Raw genomic sequence first — 19,810 nt, 5'->3', positions numbered from 1 at the left:
ACGATCATGCGCAGACGACAATTCATCATGACCACGAGCGCCGCCCTGGCAACGGCGGGTCTTGGCCTCGCCGGCTGCACAACCACGTCGCCATCCTCGAGCGCCTCGCCCTCGGCGAACGCCGGCAAGCGCGACACGATCAACGCCGGCGTCGATTCCACCTTGACGCGTCTCTACGCGAACGCCACCGGGTCGCGCGAACTGGTCGACAAAGCGCGCGGCGTGCTCGTGTTCCCCTCGGTCATTTCAGCAGGCTTCTGGGTCGGCGCGCAATACGGCGAAGGCGCGTTGCGGGTGGCCGGACGCACAACCGGCTACTACAGCACGGTCGCGGGCTCGTTTGGTTTGCAGATCGGCGCGCAATCCAAGGCGCTGATTTTCCTGTTCATGACGCAAGACGCGCTCGACAAATTCCTCGCCAGCCAGGGGTGGGCGGCAGGCGCCGATGCAACGGTCGCCGTGCTGAAGGTCGGCGCGAACGGAGCGGTCGATACCTCGACCGCCACCAGCCCGGTCGAAGCTTTTGTGCTGACGAACGGCGGCCTGATGGCCGGTGTGTCGCTCGAAGGCACCAAGGTCTCGCGTCTGATCATCTGAGCCGGGCGCGCTCGCCAGACACAACCAGACACAAGCAGGGACAGTCGCGCGGCCGGGCAACCGGCCGCGTGACACCTCGATCAGTGCGCCTGCGGCAGGGTGAACACGGCAATCGCTGCCGTCAGTTGACCCGTCTGCGCCTTCAGCACGTCGGCCGAGGCGCTCGCCTCTTCCACTAGCGCCGCGTTCTGCTGAGTCGTCTGGTCCATGCTCGCCACCGCGATATTGACCTGCTCGATGCCCGAGCTTTGTTCGACCGACGCCGCGCTGATCTCGCCCATGATGTCGGTCACGCGGCGCACGGCGTGCACCACTTCCTGCATGGTGTCGCCGGCGCGGCCCACGTACTGCGAGCCGCCTTCAATCTGCGCCGCCGACTCCTCGATCAGCGTCTTGATCTCCTTGGCCGCCGCCGCACTACGCTGCGCGAGGCTGCGCACTTCGCCCGCCACCACGGCGAAGCCACGTCCCTCTTCACCGGCGCGCGCCGCTTCGACGGCCGCGTTCAAAGCGAGAATGTTGGTCTGAAAAGCGATCCCCTCGATCACGCCGATGATGTCGCCAATGCGGTGCGACGACTGCGAGATTCCCCGCATCGTCTCGACCACCTGGCCGACCACTTCGCCACCGCGCGCCGCCGTCTCGGATGCATTGTGCGCAAGCTGACTGGCTTGCTTCGCGTTGTCGGCGTTCTGCTTCACGGTCGCCGTGATCTGTTCCATGCTCGAAGCGGTCTCGCCCAGGGCGGTTGCCTGCTGCTCCGTGCGGCGCGACAGGTCCGCGTTGCCGGCCGCAATCTCGTTGGATACAGTCGAGATCAACGTCGCGCCGCTGCGAATCTGCGTGATCGCTTGTGCGAGACGATGCTGCATGCGCTGCATCGCGGCCAGCAGGCTGACGTCGTCGCCGGGTTTCGTCTCGACGACCACGTCGAGATCGCCATCGGCGATACGCGAAGCAATCTGCGCTGCGTAGGCTGGTTCACCGCCGAGTTGCCGCAACATGCTGCGCAGAATCACGCCGATCACCAGCGATACCAGCAGGCATAAAATCAGCGAGGCGCCGAGATACTGTGCGAGCGCCGTGTAAAACGCGGCGTCGATATCGTCGGTGAACACGCCGGTCACGATCGTCCAGTCCCACGGCTTGTAGAGCCGCACGTAATTGATTTTCGGCGCCATCTGATTGGAACCGGGCTTCAGAAACTCCAGATGAATGAAGCCTTCGCCCTCGCGCTCGGCAAGATCGGAGCCGTCCTTGAAGACGTGGCGGCCTTTCGGGTCCGTGAAGCCGCTCATATCCTTGCCTTCGAGATCGGCCCGCACGCCGTGCATCAGCACTCTGGCATGCGCGTCCTCGATCACCAGGTAGCCGCCGGCGCCGTCGTAGCGCATTGCGCGCAGGTCGGCCATGGCCGTGCGTTGCGCGTCGGCAAGCGACATCGTGCCGGCCGCGGCGAGGCCGTTATAACGATCCAGCACGCTGTGAGCGACGCTCACGACACTTTTCAGCTCGGCCTGGCGGTCGGCGATCATCGTATCGTGCGTTTTGAAAGCGCCCCACAAGCCGATCGCCAGAATTCCCGTGCACATTACCGCAAGCGCAAGCCACAGCCGCACCTTCAGGCGAAAGCGTTCCATCTCCGTATTCCTTTGTATTTGTATTCGACGCGCCGCGAGAGCAGGCGCCACAATCATGTCAATCTCTGGAATAACGGCGCAACGGGGGAAAACTTCAGCGTTTGTTCACTCCGCGGGCAGCGTAAGCGGGGCGACCTCACAGCGCGGCCATTGCCGCAGCACGTCGGGGGCCAATAGCAACTTGGCCGCCCGCACCCCTGCCCCCATCACGATCTGAGCACGCTCCATGACGGCGGCGTCGACGAGAATGCGCCAGTCTTCCGGCAAGCCGAACGCGGTAATTCCGCCGAATTCCATGCCGCTATGCTCCACGGCGGCTTCCCGTTTGGCAAACGAAAGGCGTTGCGCGCCCAGTGCCGCCTTCACTGCGCCATTGACGTCCAGCCGCAACGAACCCAGCGAGACCAGCGCCGCGTAATGCTCGGCGCCCTCCTTCCTGTAGCGGATCACGATCGTGTTCGCGCAGTCCGCGAGGCCAAAGCCGTAACGCGCGCTGAATTCGGCGGTGTCCGAAGCGTCGTCGCTCACGGCAAATACAGTCACGCCTTGCGGCGGCAGATTCTCGACCACATGCGCGGGCAAATGCGCGCTCAATTGTTCTGCGGGAATGACGTCCAGCTGTTTGACGAGTTCGTGCGAGTGCATAGCGATAAAAGTGTGAGGGTCCATCGGCATTCTAACGGCAGGCGTGCTTGCGGCGTCTCGCGCCCAGGTGCTTGCAGCGCTTGTTATAGTTAGTCACAGGCACACGCTTTGCGGCAGGCGCCGATGCGGCGACGGCGGCAGCGTCGTCGCCGAGGCCGCTCAGCGATAAGCACGCGGCGCCCTCGTCACGTATCCGCCGCCAGCATCCCATTGAGAAGAACGACCATGGACATCGACACGCTATCGGCCGAGAACCTCCAGTTGGTGGCCCGCAAGCAGGCCAATTGGGCAATCGGCGCGTTCAAACAGTTTGCCGACGACCGCTGCGCGGCCATGGCCGCCAGCATCGCCTTCTATGCGGCATTCTCGCTCGCGCCCACGCTGGTCATGGTGATCGCGGTGGCAGGCTGGTTCTTCGGCGCCGCGGCCGCGCGCGGTGAATTGTTCAACCACATTCACGGCCTGCTCGGCGACCAGGCTGCGGCGGGCGTGCAAACCATCGTCGAAAACGCCCATCACAGCGGCAGCGCCGGTGGCGTCGCGGCGATCATTTCGTTCACGATGCTGGCGATCGGCGCATCGGCCACCTTCTCATCGCTCAATAGCGCGCTCAATCTGGTGTGGCCGTACACCGGGCCGCGCTCGTCGAGCGTGATCGCGATGGTGCGCGTGCGCCTGATCTCGTTCGGCCTGGTACTCGGCGTCGCGTTCCTGCTGATCGTTTCGCTGGTGCTCGACACGGTCATCACCTTCATCGGCAAATGGCTGTGGGGCGACTCGCCGTACGTGGTGATCGGCAATCTGCTGCAACTGGGCGTCGGCTTGCTGGTGCTGGCTTTCGCCTTTGCCGGGCTGCTGAAGTTTCTGCCGGACGCCAAGGTGCGCTGGCTCGACGCGTTCGTGGGCGGAGTCGTCGCCGCGGTGCTCTTCTCGGCGGGCAAGAAGCTGTTCGCCCTCTATATCGCGCACGCCGGGATGGCAAGCACGTTCGGCGCGGCCGGCTCGCTGGCCGTGCTGCTGATGTGGCTGTACTTCTCGGCCGCCGTGCTCCTGCTCGGCGCGGAGTTTTCAGCGGCGCGCGGGCGCATGCACGATCCGCGCGGCGGATGGGGCATGCAGGACGCGTCGCCACCCGGCAGCCGCGCCAAGCTCGCCTCGGTGCTGGCGGCATCGACGGTATCGGCGCATGCCGTGCCGCATGGGGAAAACCGCGAAGCTCATGCCGCCGGGCCGGCTTCCGCAAGCACAGCAGCATCGGCTTCGACGCCTTCCGCCGCTGTGCCCGCATCGGCCCCGCCGCGAGTGCGAACGCGCAACCGGACTTCCGCGCGGGCCACCGCGGTGAAGCTCGGCCGTACGGTCGTCCAGACCGAAGCCCAGGCGACACGCGTCGCCGCCGCCACGCTGGTCGGAGCGGGCCGCACGGCCGTCGCGGCCGATCGCTACGTGAGACGGCATCCGTGGACCTCGGTGCTGTTTGCGGCCGCGGCCGGACTCGCGGCCGTCGCCGTGGCGCGCCGCAACGGCGGACAATAATCGTAGCGCTCGCCTGGGATGACCGTAGCGGCCCGGCCACAAGCTACAGCCGCAACGGCCACTTCTGCTCACAACGTGCAAATCCTGTCTAGCACACACGTCAAGCGCAACGCCGCTCGACTTTTATATAGACGCTGCAAACGGGCAGTCCAGCTAGACGAGTAGATTACAAAGTCCATTCAAACAAGTGTCTAAATTGCAGGTACCGAAGCCTTCACTATCAACAAAACAACAATAATGCGCAGTCAACGATTCAATATTGCGTAAACAGCAATAATCGTTAACGGGCTTTAAATACAAGGCTTTGCGTTGTCTGTCGGTTTTTGGCGACAGTCTTTTTTTTCCAGTTCTTAACGTTTGAGGCAGTGAGCTATTCTCCTTTCCGCAACAACAAACTAATCATCTGCGTGGAGAAATGGATGAAACGAATCGCCCTGTCTACCCTCTCGCTGGCGCTTCTGGGCGTCACCGGCGTGGCGCATGCTCAAAGCAGCGTTACCCTTTACGGCCTGATCGATGAGTCGATCCAGTACGTTCACAACACGACGAACACTGCCGGCGGCCCGAACAAGAACCTGGTCGCAATGTACGGTGGCAACCTGCAGGGCGATCGTTTCGGCCTGAAGGGCACGGAAGACCTCGGCGGTGGCCTGAAGGCGATCTTCCAGTTGGAAAACGGCTTTGACGTCAACACCGGCAAGCTGGGTCAAGGCGGCCGCATGTTCGGTCGTCAAGCGTACGTCGGCCTGACGGGCGACCAATGGGGTACGGTCACGCTGGGTCGTCAGTACGATCCGGTGGTCGACCTGGTTCAGCCGCTGACGGGTGACAACTTCTTCGGTTCCACCTTCGCAACGCCGGGCGACGTCGACAACAACGACAACTCCTCGCGCACGAACAGCGCTGTCAAGTACACCTCGCCGGTGTGGGGCGGTGTCCAGTTCGAAGGCATGTACGCTCTGGGCGGCGTGGCTGGCACGACGGGTTCGGGTCAAACGTGGTCGGGCGCCGCAACGTTCGCAACGGGTCCGTTCAGCGTCGCTGCAGGCTACTTCCTCGCCGACAACTCCAACACGACGGGTCTGCGCACGACGTGGGCCAGCACGTCGGACGGCACGTTCGACGGTCAGGTCAACTCGGTCTACCAGACGGCTAAGTCGATCGGCATCGCTCAGGTCGCGGCGCAATACGTCGCGGGCCCGTTCACGGTCAACCTGCGCTACAGCAACGCGCAATACAAGCCGGATGCAAATTCGGGCTTCACTTCGTCCGAGAAGTTCAACGTCGGCGGCGTGTACCTTGGCTACCAGGCAACGCCGGCAATGCTGGTGGGCGTGGGCTACGTCTACACGAAGGGCACGGGCGACACGAGCGCAACGTATAACCAGGTTTCTCTCGGCGGCGACTACAACCTGTCGAAGCGCACGGACATCTACCTGGTTGGCGCATGGCAACACGCAAGCGGCCAACAACGCAATTCGTCCGGCAACGTGGTTTCGGCCGGTGCGTCGATCGGTTCGTACGGCTACAACTCGGCTTCCAACTCGCAAGAGATGCTTAGCCTGGGCATCCGCCACAAGTTCTAATCGAACTTGACGGACTGCTGAAGCAACACGCAGTTGAAGACCAGCCACGGGCGCAAGCCCGTGGCTGGTTTTTTTTCGTCGGTGGGGTTCTGGCGCACGCCGCGAACCCTGGCACGTGCAAATCACCCTGCCAGGCGATGAAGATTTCTTGGCGTATCGCGCCTCCATCGGGATCGACTCGACCGGGAGGGCCAAAGAAAAAGACCGCCTGCCAGCCCTTTAGAGGCTCGCGGCGGCCTTGGTGCGTTGCGCCCGGCCATCGGGCCACACTGAACTGCCTAGCGCCGCTGAGCCTTCCCCTTCTCCGCCTGTGCCAGGGTCTGCGCCGGCTTCGCGTCGAGTTCATGCTCCACGCCGTCCGCCCCAACCGGTGCACGATGCAGCACCAGTGCACGCTCACGCTGCAGCAAGGGCACATTGGGCGAGTCCTGCCAGTCGGGATCGGGAATCTCGCCGAATACCTGACGCAGCCGCTCGCCCCACGTGCGATGAATCATCTCGAAGTAGGCATTGTCGTGATCGACCGAAACGAAACGCGTGACGTGCAGCGAATCTTTTTCGTAGACCAGCAGATCGAGCGGCAGACCTACTGAAAGATTCGAACGCAGCGTCGAATCCATCGAAATCAGCGCGCACTTGGCCGCCTCGTCGAGTGGCGTGGACGGTGTCAGCACGCGATCGATGATCGGCTTGCCGTACTTGGCCTCGCCGATCTGGAAATACGGGTTCACGGCCGAGGCTTCGATGAAATTCCCCGCCGCGTAGATCATGAACAGACGCGGCCGGTTGCCCGCAATCTGGCCGCCGAGAATGAAGCTGCAATTGAACTCGACACCGAATTCCTGCAACGCCTGCGCTTCGCGCTGGTGCACGCAGCGCACCGCGTGGCCGATCACGCGGGCCGCGTCGGCCATGGTCGGCGCATTCCAGAGCGTGGGTAGCGAGGGATCGGCGGGCTCGGACAACTCATGCAGCACCGCTTGCGTGAGCGACAGGTTGCCGGCGCCCAGCAGCACGAGCATGCGCTCGCCCGGCTGCTCGAACACCGACATCTTGCGCGCGGTGCTGATGTGATCGACGCCCGCATTGGTGCGCGTGTCCGACAGGAACACGAGCCCGTCGTCGACGGACATGGCCACACAGTAGGTCATAAGGAAAGGTACCCGCAAAAAACGACAGAACGCCGCTATTGTAATGCGACGCGCATGCGCCCTTCCACCGCCGCTATTGCGGCATCTGCCCACTGACCGTGACGGACACCTTCAGGTGCTCTTCCAGGCCGCCGATACGCCGGCCGCGCACCGGCGCGGCGGCTTCGTAGTCGCGCGCCACGGCGAGCCGGCAGTAGATCTCGCTGGCAAATGCGGCATGCGTGACATCGACGGAGATCCAGCCACGGCCGTCGAGCCAGACATCGACCCATGCGTGGCTCGCGCCGTGCTGAACGTCGCCGGGTTCGATGTAGCCGCTCACGTAACGCGCCGGGACGCCACGCACGCGGCAACAGGCCAGCATCAGGTGCGCATGGTCCTGGCACACGCCGTTGCCGAGCGCGAGCGCCTCGGCGGCCGTGCTGGTGACTTCGGTGATGCCGGGGTTGTACTTCACGCGCTGCACGATCTGTTCGGACAACTCGATCAGATTGCCTGAGGTCGCGAGGCTCGGCACCGATCCGGCCAGTTCGCGAATCGCCGCGTCGGCCTCGGTGAGACGCGTCGAGCAGGTGAAATGTTCGAGCGGAATCGGGCCAACCGCGTCGCGCAACTGGCCATCGATCAGCGGAATCGTGTCCACCTCGCCCGCTACATGCAGACGAATCTCGCCATGCGGCTTGTTGATGACGAGCGTATGCAGCACATTGCCATACGCATCCAGGGTCGCGTCGAGCTTGCCGGGTGCGTCGATATTCCAGCGCCGCACCACCTGCGAGGCGCCGCTCGAAGGTGTCAGACGCAGTTGCTGGATCGAATAGTGGACAGTCGCTTCGTAGCGATAGGACGTGTCGTGGCGGATCGTCAGGTACATAAAAAGAACTCCGTCAGGCGACTGGCAACATCAGATAGGTACGCGCAACCAGATTGCCGAGCTCGAATACGCGAGCAAGGAACTGCGTCAGATAGGCGTGCAGGCCGGCTTCGAAAATCTGCCGGATGTCGGAATACACCAGTTCGGCGCGCAGTTTGCCGGCAAACCGCTCGCACTGGTTCGAGCCCGGTGTGCGCAGCATCGCCAGATTCGTGCAGACGCCTTCGAGCGAAGCGAGCAGCGAGCGCGGCATTTGCTGGTTCAGAATCATCAATTCGACCACCCGCGCCGGCGTGACGACATCGCGATACACCTTGCGATAAATCTCCAGTGCCGACACCGAACTGAGAATCGAGGTCCAGTAGTAAAAGTCTTCGAGCTGGCGCGCGGCATCGCGTGAATTCGGCTCGACGTCGGCAAAGCGCACGTCGAGAATCCGCGCGGTGTTGTCGGCGCGTTCGAGGAAGGTGCCAAGCTGCGTGAAGAAGAACGCGTCGTCCTGCAACGCAGTGCCGATCGTCACACCGCGCGACAGATGCGAGCGGAACTTCACCCACTCGAATAGCGCACCTGGATTGCTCACGGCCTGACCGGACTGGCTCCGTTCGTTGAACTCGAGCCAGGTGTCGTTGATGGTTTCCCACCATTCGGTCGTCAAGGTGCCGCGCACGGCGCGGGCGTTTTCGCGCGCGGCCTGCAAACACGAGTGAATGCTCGACGGATTGGTCGCGTCGGCCACCATGAAATCGAGCACATGTTCGCGGGTCGGTTCATCGTAGCGCTGTGCGAAGGCGCTTTCGAGTTCCGAAATGCGCAGCACCGAGCGTTGCGCGCGCGCTTCCTGTTCAGGCGTTTGCGGCAATAGCAAAGCCTTCAGGTTGATGTCGAGCATGCGGGCGGTGTTCTCCGCGCGCTCCATGTAGCGGGCCATCCAGAAGAGGTGATCGGCGGTTCGGCTTAGCATGACGGCGTTCCGTATCTGATGACGCAAGACCTTGGCAGAAGTAAAAGGTCCGCGCGGGTTATCCGTGTTCGCCGGCAGCGGTTCGACTCATCTGCCGGCTTGTCAGGTTGCGGGCTCGGTTGCCTGCGCGACACGCGTTGCAGCAGGCGTTGCTGCATGCGTTGTCACACGCGCGGTTACATGAGCAACGGCATGGGCAACCGCATTGGCAACCGCGTCAGTCGACCATCCACGTATCTTTGGTCCCGCCTCCCTGCGACGAATTGACGACCAGCGAGCCTTCCTGCAACGCCACCCGTGTGAGACCACCCGCGCACATCGTCACGCCCTTGCCGGACAGCACGAAGGGGCGTAAGTCGATATGGCGTGGCGCGATGCCCGCTTCGACAAAAGTCGGACACGCGGAAAGCGCCAGCGTGGGCTGCGCGATATAACCCGCGGGCCGCGCGATCAGACGCTCGCGGAACGACTCGATTTCGGCTTTGGTCGACGCCGGTCCCACCAGCATCCCGTAGCCGCCCGCACCGTGCACTTCCTTCACCACCAGCTCGGGCAGATGCGCGAGCGTGTAGGCGAGATCGTCGGGCTTGCGGCACTGGAACGTGGGTACGTTGTTGAGGATCGGCTTCTCGCCCAGGTAAAACTCGATCATTTCCGGCACGTACGGGTAGATCGATTTGTCGTCGGCGATACCGGTGCCCATGGCGTTCGCCAGCGCCACACGTCCGGCGCGATACGCGGTCAACAGACCCGGCACGCCCAGCGCCGAATCGTTGCGGAAGGCCAGCGGATCGAGAAAATCGTCGTCGACGCGGCGGTAGATCACGTCGACGCGCTTCGGCCCCTGCGTGGTGCGCATGAACACATAGTTGTCGTCGACGAACAGATCCTTGCCTTCCACCAGTTCGACGCCCATCTGCTGCGCAAGGAAGGTGTGCTCGAAATACGCGGAGTTGTACATGCCCGGCGTAAGCACCACCACGACCGGATCGTCGACGCCTTCGGGCGCAACCGAGCGCAGTGTGTCGAGCAGCAGATCGGGATAGTGCGCGACCGGCGCAATGCGGTTTTGCACGAACAGCTCGGGAAAAAGCCGCATCATCATCTTGCGGTTTTCGAGCATATAAGAGACGCCCGACGGCACCCGCAGGTTGTCTTCGAGCACGTAGAACTCGCCCTCGTCGCCCGCGCGCACCACGTCGACCCCGGCAATATGCGCGTAAACACCGAGTGGCACGTTGACGCCCTGCATTTCAGGCCGGTATTGCGCGTTGGTATAGACCTGTTCGGCCGGCACGATCCCGGCGCGCACGATGTTGCGATCGTGATAGACGTCGTGGATAAACAGATTGAGCGCCTGCACCCGCTGGCGCAAACCGGCCTCCAGCGTCTGCCATTCGCCGCGCGGAATGATGCGCGGAATCAGGTCGAAAGGAATCAGCCGCTCGGTACCGGACAAATCGCCGTTCACCGCGAAGGTGATGCCGACCCGGCGAAATAGCAGGTCGGCTTCCGCACGCTTGCGTGCGATCGCCTCATTGCCCTGCTTCACCAGCCACCGCTCAAAGCGCGCGTAGTGTGGCCGCACGGCATCGTCATGATGACGCATCTCGTCATAGCATCGCATGTCACGCCCCGCTCTTGTTGTCGGATAGAAGGCGAATGCGCTGCGCATTCGGTGTTCGACAATCGTTCAAGCAAGCGCTATGCCATTGAGCTTTTCGCGCGCAAAACGCGGTGCATGCACGCTAAAAGCGCATCCCGACCGGCATGCCTCGCTGCCATCGTACTGCGACGGCTCATGATGCGCTAGTACGGTGCACAGGGGCACCGTGGCGGGCGGCGGCATGCTCGCCAGCACAGCGGGCGCATAAAAAAATCCCCGTGGATTTGCATCCACGGGGATTCAGACAACTTGCACTGCGGGTCGGCTTAAACGTTAACCAAGGTCAAAAGCGCACGGCCAAAAGCACACCGTTAAAAACCACGCTCAACAACCGCGGCAACGCATGAAGCGCGATCAGCCTGCTGCTGCGTCTTTCAGCTTCTTCAGCGGACGTGCCTTGATGCGCACGCTAGCCGGCTTGGCCGGGAACCAACGCTCTTCGCCCGAGAACGGGTCTTTGCCGAAGCGCTTCTTCTTCGCCGGCACAGCTTGCACGACGATCTTCAGAAGACCCGACAGCGTGAATTCGCCAGCGCCCTTCTTGTGCACTGCGCCGAGGATCGTGTCTTCGAGCGCGGCCAGCACAGCCTTGGCAGCCTTCGGTTCAACAGCAGCGCGTTCAGCGACGTGAGCAGCCAGCGAGGCCTTCGTGAAGGTGTCCTTGATCGGCGACGGAGCGCTGGAAGCCTTCACGGCGACCTTCTTAGCTGCGACGGCCTTCTTCGCAGGAACAACTTTCTTTGCAGCAACCTTCTTGGTCGGTACCGGGGCAGCAGCCTTCTTGGCCACCTTTTTTGCGGAAGTCGGCATGTTTCTCCTACCTGTAGTGGTCAGTGAATTGCACGAAGCGCATACGGTATGTGCACGCTTCAACGCCGGATTCTACAAGCGCTAATACGATTTGCGCGACTCTTTTGTGTATAACAGCGAAGGTTTGTTGCGCGGCGCAGACTGCGCAACACATTTTGATCCTTGTTTTAGCGGGTAAACATGCGTCCGCGCACAACGATCCGCGCCGCAACACGGACACGTAACGTGCGTTACAAGTCATTTCAATGCCTGAATAGAGGCACTTTCGACGCTGGGCGATGGTCGCCGATGCATCGCGGATACTCGCCGGTCGTCGCCGATGCTCGTCAAAAATCGCCGCCGCCTGCCGGGAACCCGCGATTCGCGACTCGATGGCCCGATCGTGGCGCGCCGACGCGCTCGCGCTACCGTTTCACGCGGCGGAAAAAACACGCCCCCTGCAGCGAAAATCTCTGCAGGGGGCGGCTAAGCTGACTGCGCGACAGAAAATCGCGCGCCGTTTCAACGCACGATCACGGCCGGCTGACGTGCTTCAGATCGTGCTCGGTCTCCTTCACGTGGGCCCAGTACGCGTCCTCGTCGCGCGCCATGCCGAGTTCGCCGTTGCGATAGGCGATCGCCAGCGCCAGATTGGCCTCGGGTAACTCCGCATTGGCTGCGCGGGTCAGCCATTGCAGCGCGAGAGCATCGTCGTGCGGCAGCGTCGTGCCGAAGCGATACTCGTTGGCGAGCTGGAATTGCGCGAGCGGCAAGCCGGCTTGCGCGGCCTGCTCCAGCCAGTGAATCGCCAGTCGAGGGTCTCGCGCCACGCCATAGCCGTTGCGATAAAGCGCCGACAGATCGTAAGCCGACTGCGGATCATGCGACGCGGCCACGGTCAGCCAGCGGCGGCTCTGCGCATAATCCGGCGCGATGCCGGGCAGTCCGCGCAACAGCAGATGTCCAAGCGTGCCTTGCGCGCCCGGCACACCGTCGAGCGCAAGTTGACGATACGACTCGACGCCTTCGCGCCGCTCGTCAAGTTGTGCGGAACTCACCAGCACGTCGGCCAACGCCTCGCGCGCCGCCGCGTTGCCGAACGCCGCCGCAACGCGCAGCCGCCACACCGGCCACGCCGCGTGCGTGGCCGTGCCCTGCATCCGCCAGTCGTCGATCTGCACACTGGACACGGGCGTCGCCACACCCGTGCCGGCGACCATGGCGAGCGCGCCGGCAGCGATCGCGGCAGCCGCGGCGACGCTCACCGCCACGGCCGCCGGCCTCAAGGAGAAGCGCGCCGTCATTGGTTCAGGTTCACCGCGTAGACGCCGAGACCCTTGCCGGTGCCGTCGTCGGCCTGAAGCTGGGTGACGTTGGTGACGCCATAGGTCTGCGCGAGCGCCGTCAGATTCGGCGGCGCCTTGAAAGTCACCTGCCCGGCGGTCGCCACCTTGGTGAAGCGCCAGCTACGATCGCTGCCGTTGTTCGCCACCTTGATCGCCTGCAGCTTCTTGATGTAGGCAATCAGGACATCGCGGTTCGCATCCGGCGAGGCGTAAATCGTCTTGCTGCCATCCAGCCCCGGAAAACTGCCGCCGCCGCTCGCGCGATAGTTGTTGGTCGCGACGATGAACTGCTGCGTATCCGAGATCGCCGCGCCCTGATATTTGAGGTTGCGGATCCGGCTGCCCACGGCCTGCGTCACGTCGATTTCGTAGCTGAAATCCTTCGACGTGATCATGTCGAAGTTATAGCCAGGGTAGGTGCTGACCAGCGCCTGCGCCGCCGTGTTGGCCGGATCGATCTTGTTGAAGCGCTTCGCCGCGGTTTCGAGCCACGCTTTCAGATCGGCGCCCGTCACCTTCACCGCGTAAATCGTGTTCGGGTAGAGGTAGAGGTCGGCGGCGTTGTTGATCGCGACATTGCCCTGCGCGACGTCGGTGAAATCGTTGCCGCCGCCAAAGCCGCTCTTGAACGGCGCGCTGACCGACAGCACCGGAATACCCGCATACTGCGGCAGATTCGCGTTGACGTAGTCCTGCACGTAAGCCGCCTGCGCCTGATTGACGATCTCGATGGCCGAGACATCGCCCACGTCGGCGAAATAGCTGGTCATGCGGAAATCGGTCGTGCCGATCGGCGTTTTCACATAGTTGATGGTCGCGGCGTGTTCGGCCGCGATGGCTTGCGAGATCGTCGGGTCGACGGCCACGTAGCTGTTATCCGCGTTCTGGATCGAGCGCGCTTCCGACGTGCTCGAATTGCGGTCCACCGTCCACGTGCCATTCGTATAGTTCAGCGCGAGCTTGATCACGCCGAGATGCTTGCCCCAGAAATTCGCCATCACGGTCGGCACGCCGTTGACGGTGCCCTTGACCTTGTCGACGCCCGGCAGGTTGAACTGCGAGACCGTGCTGTTCTTGTCGGGGAACACCTGATGCGAGTGGCCGATCAGCATCGCGTCGATGCCGGCCACCTTCGAAAGATAGTAGCTGCCGTTTTCCATCGACGGCGAATAGGTCGAATTGTCGAGCCCGCCATGCGACATCGCGACGATGATCTGCGCGCCCTTCGCCTTCATTTCCGGCACGTACTTCGAGGCGCTTTCCACCAGCCCTTGCGTATAAACGTTGCCGTCGAGCCAGCGTTTGTCCCACGCCATGATCGCGGGCGGCGTAAAGCCGATCACGCCGATTTTCACCGGTGCGCTGATGGTCTTGCCGTCCGGCGTCGTGGCCGTCAGCGTACGCTCGAGGATCGCGTACGGCTTGAAGATCGGCTGTTGCGATTTCGCGCCGAGCACGTTAGAGAGCACCAGCGGAAAATTCGGCCCCGCGCACGTCGGTTGCGATGCGACCGGGCTCATGTTCGGCACGTCGAATGTGCTGCCGGTCGCCTGCGCGAGGAACGGCAGGCCGTAGTTGAATTCGTGATTGCCGATGTTGCCCGCGTCGTACTTCAGCAGGTTCATCACCTTGTAGACGCCGAGCGTCGTCTTGCAATCGATCGGGGCGACCTGCGCCTGGTAGTCGGCGAGCGCCGTGCCCTGAATCGTGTCGCCGTCGTCGAGCAACAGCGTGTTCGGGAATTCCTTGCGCGCCGCCGCGATCAGCGTCGCCGTGCGCTCCAGACCGAGCGACTTGTCTTCGGCCAGCTTGTAGTAGTCGTAGCTGAGGATATTGGTGTGAATGTCGGTGGTTTCCAGCAACGCGAGCGTCGCCTTCGTGCCGCTCGCCACCTGCTGCTGTGGCTGTGCCTGCGGCTGTGACTGCGCCGTCTCGAGGTCGCCACTGCTGCATGCCGTGATGCCGATCGCGCTCACCGCACCCAATGCGCCCAGGGCGCCGGCCGTGCGAAACGCACGCATCCTCTTTGCTTCCATAAACGTCAGTCGCATCCCTACTATCCTCCGGTTGTCGTCTTATCGCGCCGCGCCATTCGGGAGCGGCGTTGCATTACAAACAATTACAGAGGCGCAAGGTTACGGGCGCTTTATGACACTGATTTGTATGGATTCAGATAGGTTTAAGTAATGTTCGTGCGCGCTTCGGGTCGTCAGCGCGCAAGGCGCGGCAGAATGCCCGCGAGCTTGGCCAACGCCGCATCGATATGTTCGACGGCGATATTGCCGTAGCCAAACATCAAGCTGGGCGGCGGCTTCACGCGCAGATGGAACGGCGCGAGCCCATACAAGCCGATCGACGCTTCACGCGCGGCGCTCACCAGCACCTCCTCGGTCAACGGCGCCTTCAGCCGCGTTGCCATGTGGATGCCGGCGCTCGGCACGATCGGCTCGAACCACGGCGCGAGATCGCCCTGCAGATGCTTGAGCAGCATCGCGCGGCGGGCCGCATAGGTCTTGTGCATGCGCCGCAGGTGCTTGGCGAAATCGCCGTTGAGCATGAAGGTCGCGAGCGCGGTTTGCGTGAGCGTGCAGCCGTGACAGTCGGCGATTTGCCGGGCCTTGAGGAGCGGCCCGTAAAGCGATGCGGGCGGCACCACGTAGCCGACCCGCAGTTCCGGGAAAATCGTTTTCGAGAATGTGCCGACATACGCGACGAGACCGGCGCGGTCGAGGCTTTTCAACGGCTCCATTGCCCGGCCCTCGAAGCGATATTCACAGTCGTAGTCGTCCTCGATGATCACCGCGCCGCGCTTTTGCGCCCATTCGAGTAACTCGACGCGCCGTTCCAGACTCATCGGCATACCGAGCGGAAACTGATGCGAGGGCGTCACGTAGACGAGCCGTGCCTTGTCCGGCAGCTTGCTCACGATCAGGCCTTCGCTGTCCACCGGCACCGGCACCACACGTGCACCCGTGGCTGTGAAGCACGCCCGCACCGGTGGATAACCGGGGTCTTCGAGCGCCGCGATTTCGCCGGGCCGCAACGTGATGCGCGCGATCAGATCGAGCGCGTGCTGGGCGCCCTGCGTGACGATGACGTCGTCCCAGTTACTGGTGACCGCACGGTTGAACGCCAGATAACGCGAAATCGCCAGGCGCAATTCCTGCTCGCCGGCCACTTCGCGATACGTGCCTGGGCTGCGCGCCTGCACACGCAACGCGTGGTTCACGCAGCGGCGCCAGACGTCGAAGGGGAACAGCGATTTGTCGGTCGCGCCGCCGACGAAATCGTGCGGCGAGGCCACCGTGGGTCTCGGCAACGAGAACGACTCGGGCATCTCTTCCCACAGCGGCTGGGCGCGCGCCGCGGCTTTCTGTTTCGCCTTCGCCCGCTCGCGCGCCGAGTCGGCCGCCAGCGCATGCGGCGAGCGCTGCGACGGCAGACGTTCCAGCCCCTCCGCGACGAAGGTGCCCGAACCGGCACGGGCGCTCAGGTAGCCCTCCGACAGGAGCCGCTCGAACACCTCGAGCGTGGTCTTGCGCGACACGCCCAGTTGCGTGGCGAGATCGCGCGTGGAAGGCAACCGCGTGCCGCCCGCGAGACGCCCTTCGAGTATGCCGGCACGCAACTGCCGGTAGATCTGTCCGGACAGGTCGTGACGCCCTTCTACCGCGATATGGATGTCCATCCGAGTGGCTACCTTAAATATCCGAGAAATGGTTATTCTGAAAGACCAATGCCGACCGTAAGCTTACCTCCGTCGCCGCCATCCGAGCGGACACTTATCGGCCATTGACCGGACATTCACCGGACATTCACCGGCTACTTACGACAAGGAATAGCTCATGCAATCCCGTCTCGACTTCTACAAGGCCAGCCCGAGCGGCACTCGCGCGATGATCGCGCTCGAGGAAGCCGTCGGCAAAAGCTCGATCGATACGTCGCTCGCGGAACTGGTGCGGATTCGCGCGTCGCAGTTGAACGGCTGTGCGTTCTGCCTCGATATGCACGTGGCGGACGCACGCAAGCACGGCGAAACCGAGCGGCGCCTGGCAACGGTGGCGGCGTGGCGCGAAGCGCCGTTTTTCACCGAGCGCGAGCGCGCGGCGCTCGAATGGACCGAATCGGTCACGCTGATCGCACAAACGCGTGTGCCGGATGACGTGTGGGAAGCCGTGAAGCCGCATTTCACCGAGCAGGAGATCAGCGACCTGACCTTGCTGATCATTGCGATCAACGGCTGGAACCGGATTGCGGTTTCGTTCCGGAAAATGCCGGAGTAAATGTCGAAGTTAGTGCGTGAAGTTAACGCGAGAGGTTAAAGCGCGAAGTCAATGCGCGAAGCAGGTACGACTACGCGCAAGCGCAGCGTTGCGCATGAAACGCAAAATGGCGCGCCCCTGTTATACAGGGCGCGCCATTTTTTTGCTGCTGAGCGTGCTGGACGCAAGCTGTCGAGCGGCCGGCGCTTGCTTCCTTGCAGCCGAGGCCCGAAACCCTGGCGACGCTTTCCGGCAGTGTGGCAGGTTACTCCGCCACCGCGCCGCTCAGCGCAGCGGTTTGCCGCGCGTTTTCACGCGCTTCGTCGCCGCAACGTTGATGTTCACGCGACAGCTTGCGCATCAACGGCAACAGCAGCACGGCAATCAGCGCGCCCGCTGCCGCGAGCCAGCCAAGCCCCGTGAACAGCTTGATGTACAACGGCAGCGATTCGAGCGGATCCATATCGCCCTTCGGCATCTGCGCGAAATTCGCCACCACGCTGCCCAGATACTGCGACACGCCGGTTGCCACGAAGTAAGCGCCCATCATGAAACCGCTCATCCGCGCCGGTACGTAGCGCGCGATCATCGCCAGACCCAGCCCGCTCACCAGCAATTCGCCGAGAGAATACAAACCGTAGCCGCCCACCATGAACCACGAGGACACGCGCCCGTTCACCGCATAGCTTCCGCTCGCCGCATACACGAAGAAGCCGGCCGCCACCACCGCGAAGCCGCAGGCGTACTTGACCGCCACCGGCACGTCCTTGCCGTTCTTCGCGAGCTTCGTATAGAGCAGCGCGAGCACCGGGCTCAGCAACATGATCCAGATCGGATTGAGCGCCTGAAACTGCGCGGCGCTCCACGTGAACAACGTCTCGCCGAACAGCATGAAGCGCGGATCGACGTTGCGCAGCGCGAACAGCGTGAGCGACGTCGACATCTGCACGTAGAACACGAAAAACAGGATCACCTGCGAGGTCAGGACCAGCGCGGCGATCAGACCCGAACGCTCCGAGCGTTCGCACTTCATCAGCATGTAGCCGAAGATCGCCAGAATCGCGACGGCCGCCGCGTACACGCAAGCCACCGCAATCGCCTTATGCTGCAGCACGAACATCGTTGCCGTGCCGAGTACGATGCTACCCAGCGCCACCGCGCCGACGCGTTTCCAGCGGATCGGTTCGGCATCCGGCGCGGAGCCGATATGCGCGAGCGTGCGGAACATGATGAAGTAGTTCAACACCGACAGCAGCATGCCCGCGCAGCAAACCGCGAATGCCGTGTGCCAGCCCCAATGGTCCTTGATCCACGGCGTCGCGAGCATCGACACCGTCGAGCCGATATTGACCGCCATGTAGTAGATCGTGAATGCGCTGTCGATGCGCGCGTCGTCGCCTTCGTAGATGCGGCGCACGAGGTTCGCGGCGTTCGCCTTGAAGAGCCCGTTACCCACCACGATCACGCCGAGCGACGCATACATGTAGCTCAGTTGATCGTTGGGCAGCGCCAGCATGAAATAACCGGCCGCCAGTACGGCGGCGCCGAAGATCATCGTGCGGCGCGCGCCGAGAATCTTGTCGCCGATCCAGCCGCCGATCGAGGGCGACGCGTACACCAGCGCCGTGAACGCGCCCCACGTGAGCGTGGCGTGACTGTCGGTGAAGCCCAGCTTGTCGATCATGAACAGGACCAGCAGCGCGGCCATCCCGTAGTAACCAAAGCGCTCCCACATCTCGATCAGAAAGACCGTCGAAAACGAACGGGTCTGCGAGACCGGTGCGTGGGTGGCGGGATTGGACGAATTCATCATGTACCTCTTGTACTTACGGTTGCGGCGGCGCATGGGCTAGCCATGCGGCGCGAAAAACGGAAACTGGAAAAAAGCTCAGCCGGCCCGGCGCCATACGACGCGCGTTGGCCTATGCCTGCGCGCCGTCAGTGGCGCGTTCACCTACACGTTCATCTGGAAACTGAGCGGGACGCGCATTCGCGGACTGAACCGCAAACGGCGACGCCAAACCAGCAGAAAAACCAGGGGATGGGATAGAGACCCGCCACGCGATGCGCCCCGAGCAAACTCCTCGGCTCCGAAGGGAGTCCCCGTGGGGGATTGGGGGGCGCTGCGCTACATCGGGCTCGGGCTCCGGCAGGCGGAACGGGCGCAATGATAAAGCATCACGGGAAACGGGGGGCCGGGGGCCGGCGATCCAGGCGCCGGCAACCAGAAGAGCGGCGGATGGCGGCCACACCGGGCGGCGGGCGTTGTGCCCGCGGCAGGAAAAATCGGCAGTGATAGTCAAGTCCTCATGCCGGCCAGCGTTCGGATGGAACGGGCCGGACAACGCTCCGCCGCGCAGGATCGCTGCGCGCGGAATGAAAAACAGCGGCCGGCGTTGCGTCTGATACGAATACGCGCGCCCAACCGCCAGGCGGGGCAGATTCTGCAAACAGAAATATGATTCGTCACTCAGGGAATTCACTAGTGCCACGCCAATTACCGGTTCTTACACGCCAGATCCCACCGTTGCGACGTCCCATTTGCCTGAAAATAGGCTTTGATCTCATACCTTTAAGCCTCTGGATACTCAATCTGCATCAATGCGAACCTATACGGATACTCTTGTGCATATTGCAATCTTTACCGCATCCGCCGCCAGTTTCTCGCCGAATTCCAGTCAAAACGGCTGACGCGGATTTCGGTTCTGGCAACATAGAGCGCTGTCTCGAAATGCGGCCGCTTGCAAGACCGGG

The 19,810-nt window shown here is 62.9% G+C and carries 15 protein-coding genes; 4 read left to right on the top strand and 11 right to left on the bottom strand.

All coding sequences use genetic code 11. The features are described 5' to 3' along the window. Positions 1 to 6: 6 nt before the first annotated feature. Complete coding sequence (locus PQR67_RS12540) at positions 7 to 597, top strand: BPSL1445 family SYLF domain-containing lipoprotein (protein WP_408459003.1); 591 nt, start codon at positions 7 to 9, stop codon at positions 595 to 597. 80 nt (positions 598 to 677) lie between these two features. Here the strand turns inward: PQR67_RS12540 and PQR67_RS12535 are convergent, their stop codons facing one another. Together PQR67_RS12535 and PQR67_RS12530 are read right to left on the bottom strand one after the other, a co-directional pair. Then, a complete protein-coding gene (locus tag PQR67_RS12535; protein ID WP_408459000.1) occupies positions 678 to 2,237 on the bottom strand; it encodes a methyl-accepting chemotaxis protein in 1,560 nt (519 codons plus the stop codon). A gap of 105 nt (positions 2,238 to 2,342) precedes the next feature. Then, positions 2,343 to 2,882, bottom strand: coding sequence for a YbaK/EbsC family protein (locus PQR67_RS12530; RefSeq protein ID WP_408459326.1), 540 nt, complete (start codon positions 2,880 to 2,882; stop codon positions 2,343 to 2,345). Between the two features lie 225 nt (positions 2,883 to 3,107). Between PQR67_RS12530 and PQR67_RS12525 the strand changes: the two genes are divergently transcribed. Next, a complete protein-coding gene (locus PQR67_RS12525) occupies positions 3,108 to 4,418 on the top strand; it encodes a YihY/virulence factor BrkB family protein (RefSeq protein ID WP_408458997.1) in 1,311 nt (436 codons plus the stop codon). 419 nt (positions 4,419 to 4,837) lie between these two features. Next, a complete protein-coding gene (locus PQR67_RS12520; protein ID WP_408458995.1) occupies positions 4,838 to 6,004 on the top strand; it encodes a porin in 1,167 nt (388 codons plus the stop codon). Positions 6,005 to 6,282: 278 nt separating this feature from the next. Here PQR67_RS12520 and PQR67_RS12515 read toward each other — a convergent pair whose 3' ends face one another. The 8 genes from PQR67_RS12515 to pdxR form a co-directional block, all read right to left on the bottom strand. Next, positions 6,283 to 7,155, bottom strand: coding sequence for a proteasome-type protease (locus tag PQR67_RS12515; RefSeq protein ID WP_408458992.1), 873 nt, complete (start codon positions 7,153 to 7,155; stop codon positions 6,283 to 6,285). Positions 7,156 to 7,228: 73 nt separating this feature from the next. Further along, positions 7,229 to 8,029, bottom strand: a complete 801-nt coding sequence (locus tag PQR67_RS12510; protein ID WP_408458989.1) for a transglutaminase family protein — start codon at positions 8,027 to 8,029, stop codon at positions 7,229 to 7,231. Positions 8,030 to 8,042: 13 nt separating this feature from the next. Continuing rightward, positions 8,043 to 8,993, bottom strand: a complete 951-nt coding sequence (locus PQR67_RS12505; protein ID WP_154562912.1) for an alpha-E domain-containing protein — start codon at positions 8,991 to 8,993, stop codon at positions 8,043 to 8,045. Between the two features lie 217 nt (positions 8,994 to 9,210). Then, the gene (locus PQR67_RS12500) at positions 9,211 to 10,620 is read right to left on the bottom strand and encodes a circularly permuted type 2 ATP-grasp protein (RefSeq protein WP_408458986.1); all 1,410 of its coding nucleotides are present in this window, start codon (positions 10,618 to 10,620) and stop codon (positions 9,211 to 9,213) included. 393 nt (positions 10,621 to 11,013) lie between these two features. Continuing rightward, positions 11,014 to 11,469, bottom strand: coding sequence for an HU family DNA-binding protein (locus tag PQR67_RS12495; protein WP_120344663.1), 456 nt, complete (start codon positions 11,467 to 11,469; stop codon positions 11,014 to 11,016). 512 nt (positions 11,470 to 11,981) lie between these two features. Then, positions 11,982 to 12,752: a tetratricopeptide repeat protein gene (locus PQR67_RS12490; protein ID WP_408458983.1), complete on the bottom strand. Its 771-nt coding sequence runs from the start codon at positions 12,750 to 12,752 to the stop codon at positions 11,982 to 11,984. Further along, positions 12,749 to 14,845, bottom strand: coding sequence for a bifunctional 2',3'-cyclic-nucleotide 2'-phosphodiesterase/3'-nucleotidase (locus PQR67_RS12485; protein ID WP_408458980.1), 2,097 nt, complete (start codon positions 14,843 to 14,845; stop codon positions 12,749 to 12,751). Before PQR67_RS12485 ends, PQR67_RS12490 begins: the two co-directional genes overlap by 4 nt. A 158-nt stretch (positions 14,846 to 15,003) precedes the next feature. After that, positions 15,004 to 16,482, bottom strand: a complete 1,479-nt coding sequence (gene pdxR, locus PQR67_RS12480; RefSeq protein ID WP_408458977.1) for a MocR-like pyridoxine biosynthesis transcription factor PdxR — start codon at positions 16,480 to 16,482, stop codon at positions 15,004 to 15,006. A gap of 157 nt (positions 16,483 to 16,639) precedes the next feature. Here pdxR and PQR67_RS12475 point away from each other — a divergent pair, with 157 nt between their 5' ends. Then, complete coding sequence (locus PQR67_RS12475; RefSeq protein WP_408458975.1) at positions 16,640 to 17,077, top strand: carboxymuconolactone decarboxylase family protein; 438 nt, start codon at positions 16,640 to 16,642, stop codon at positions 17,075 to 17,077. A gap of 244 nt (positions 17,078 to 17,321) precedes the next feature. Here the strand turns inward: PQR67_RS12475 and PQR67_RS12470 are convergent, their stop codons facing one another. Beyond that, positions 17,322 to 18,866 carry a peptide MFS transporter gene (locus PQR67_RS12470; protein ID WP_408459323.1) on the bottom strand — a complete coding sequence of 515 codons (1,545 nt, stop codon included), beginning with the start codon at positions 18,864 to 18,866 and terminating at the stop codon, positions 17,322 to 17,324. Between the last annotated feature and the right edge of the window lie 944 nt (positions 18,867 to 19,810).

It is taken from the genome of Paraburkholderia fungorum, assembly GCF_046026025.1.
Lineage (GTDB): Bacteria > Pseudomonadota > Gammaproteobacteria > Burkholderiales > Burkholderiaceae > Paraburkholderia > Paraburkholderia fungorum_E.
Note: the sequence above shows the minus strand (reverse complement) of the source record. Positions and strands in the feature narration are given on the sequence as shown.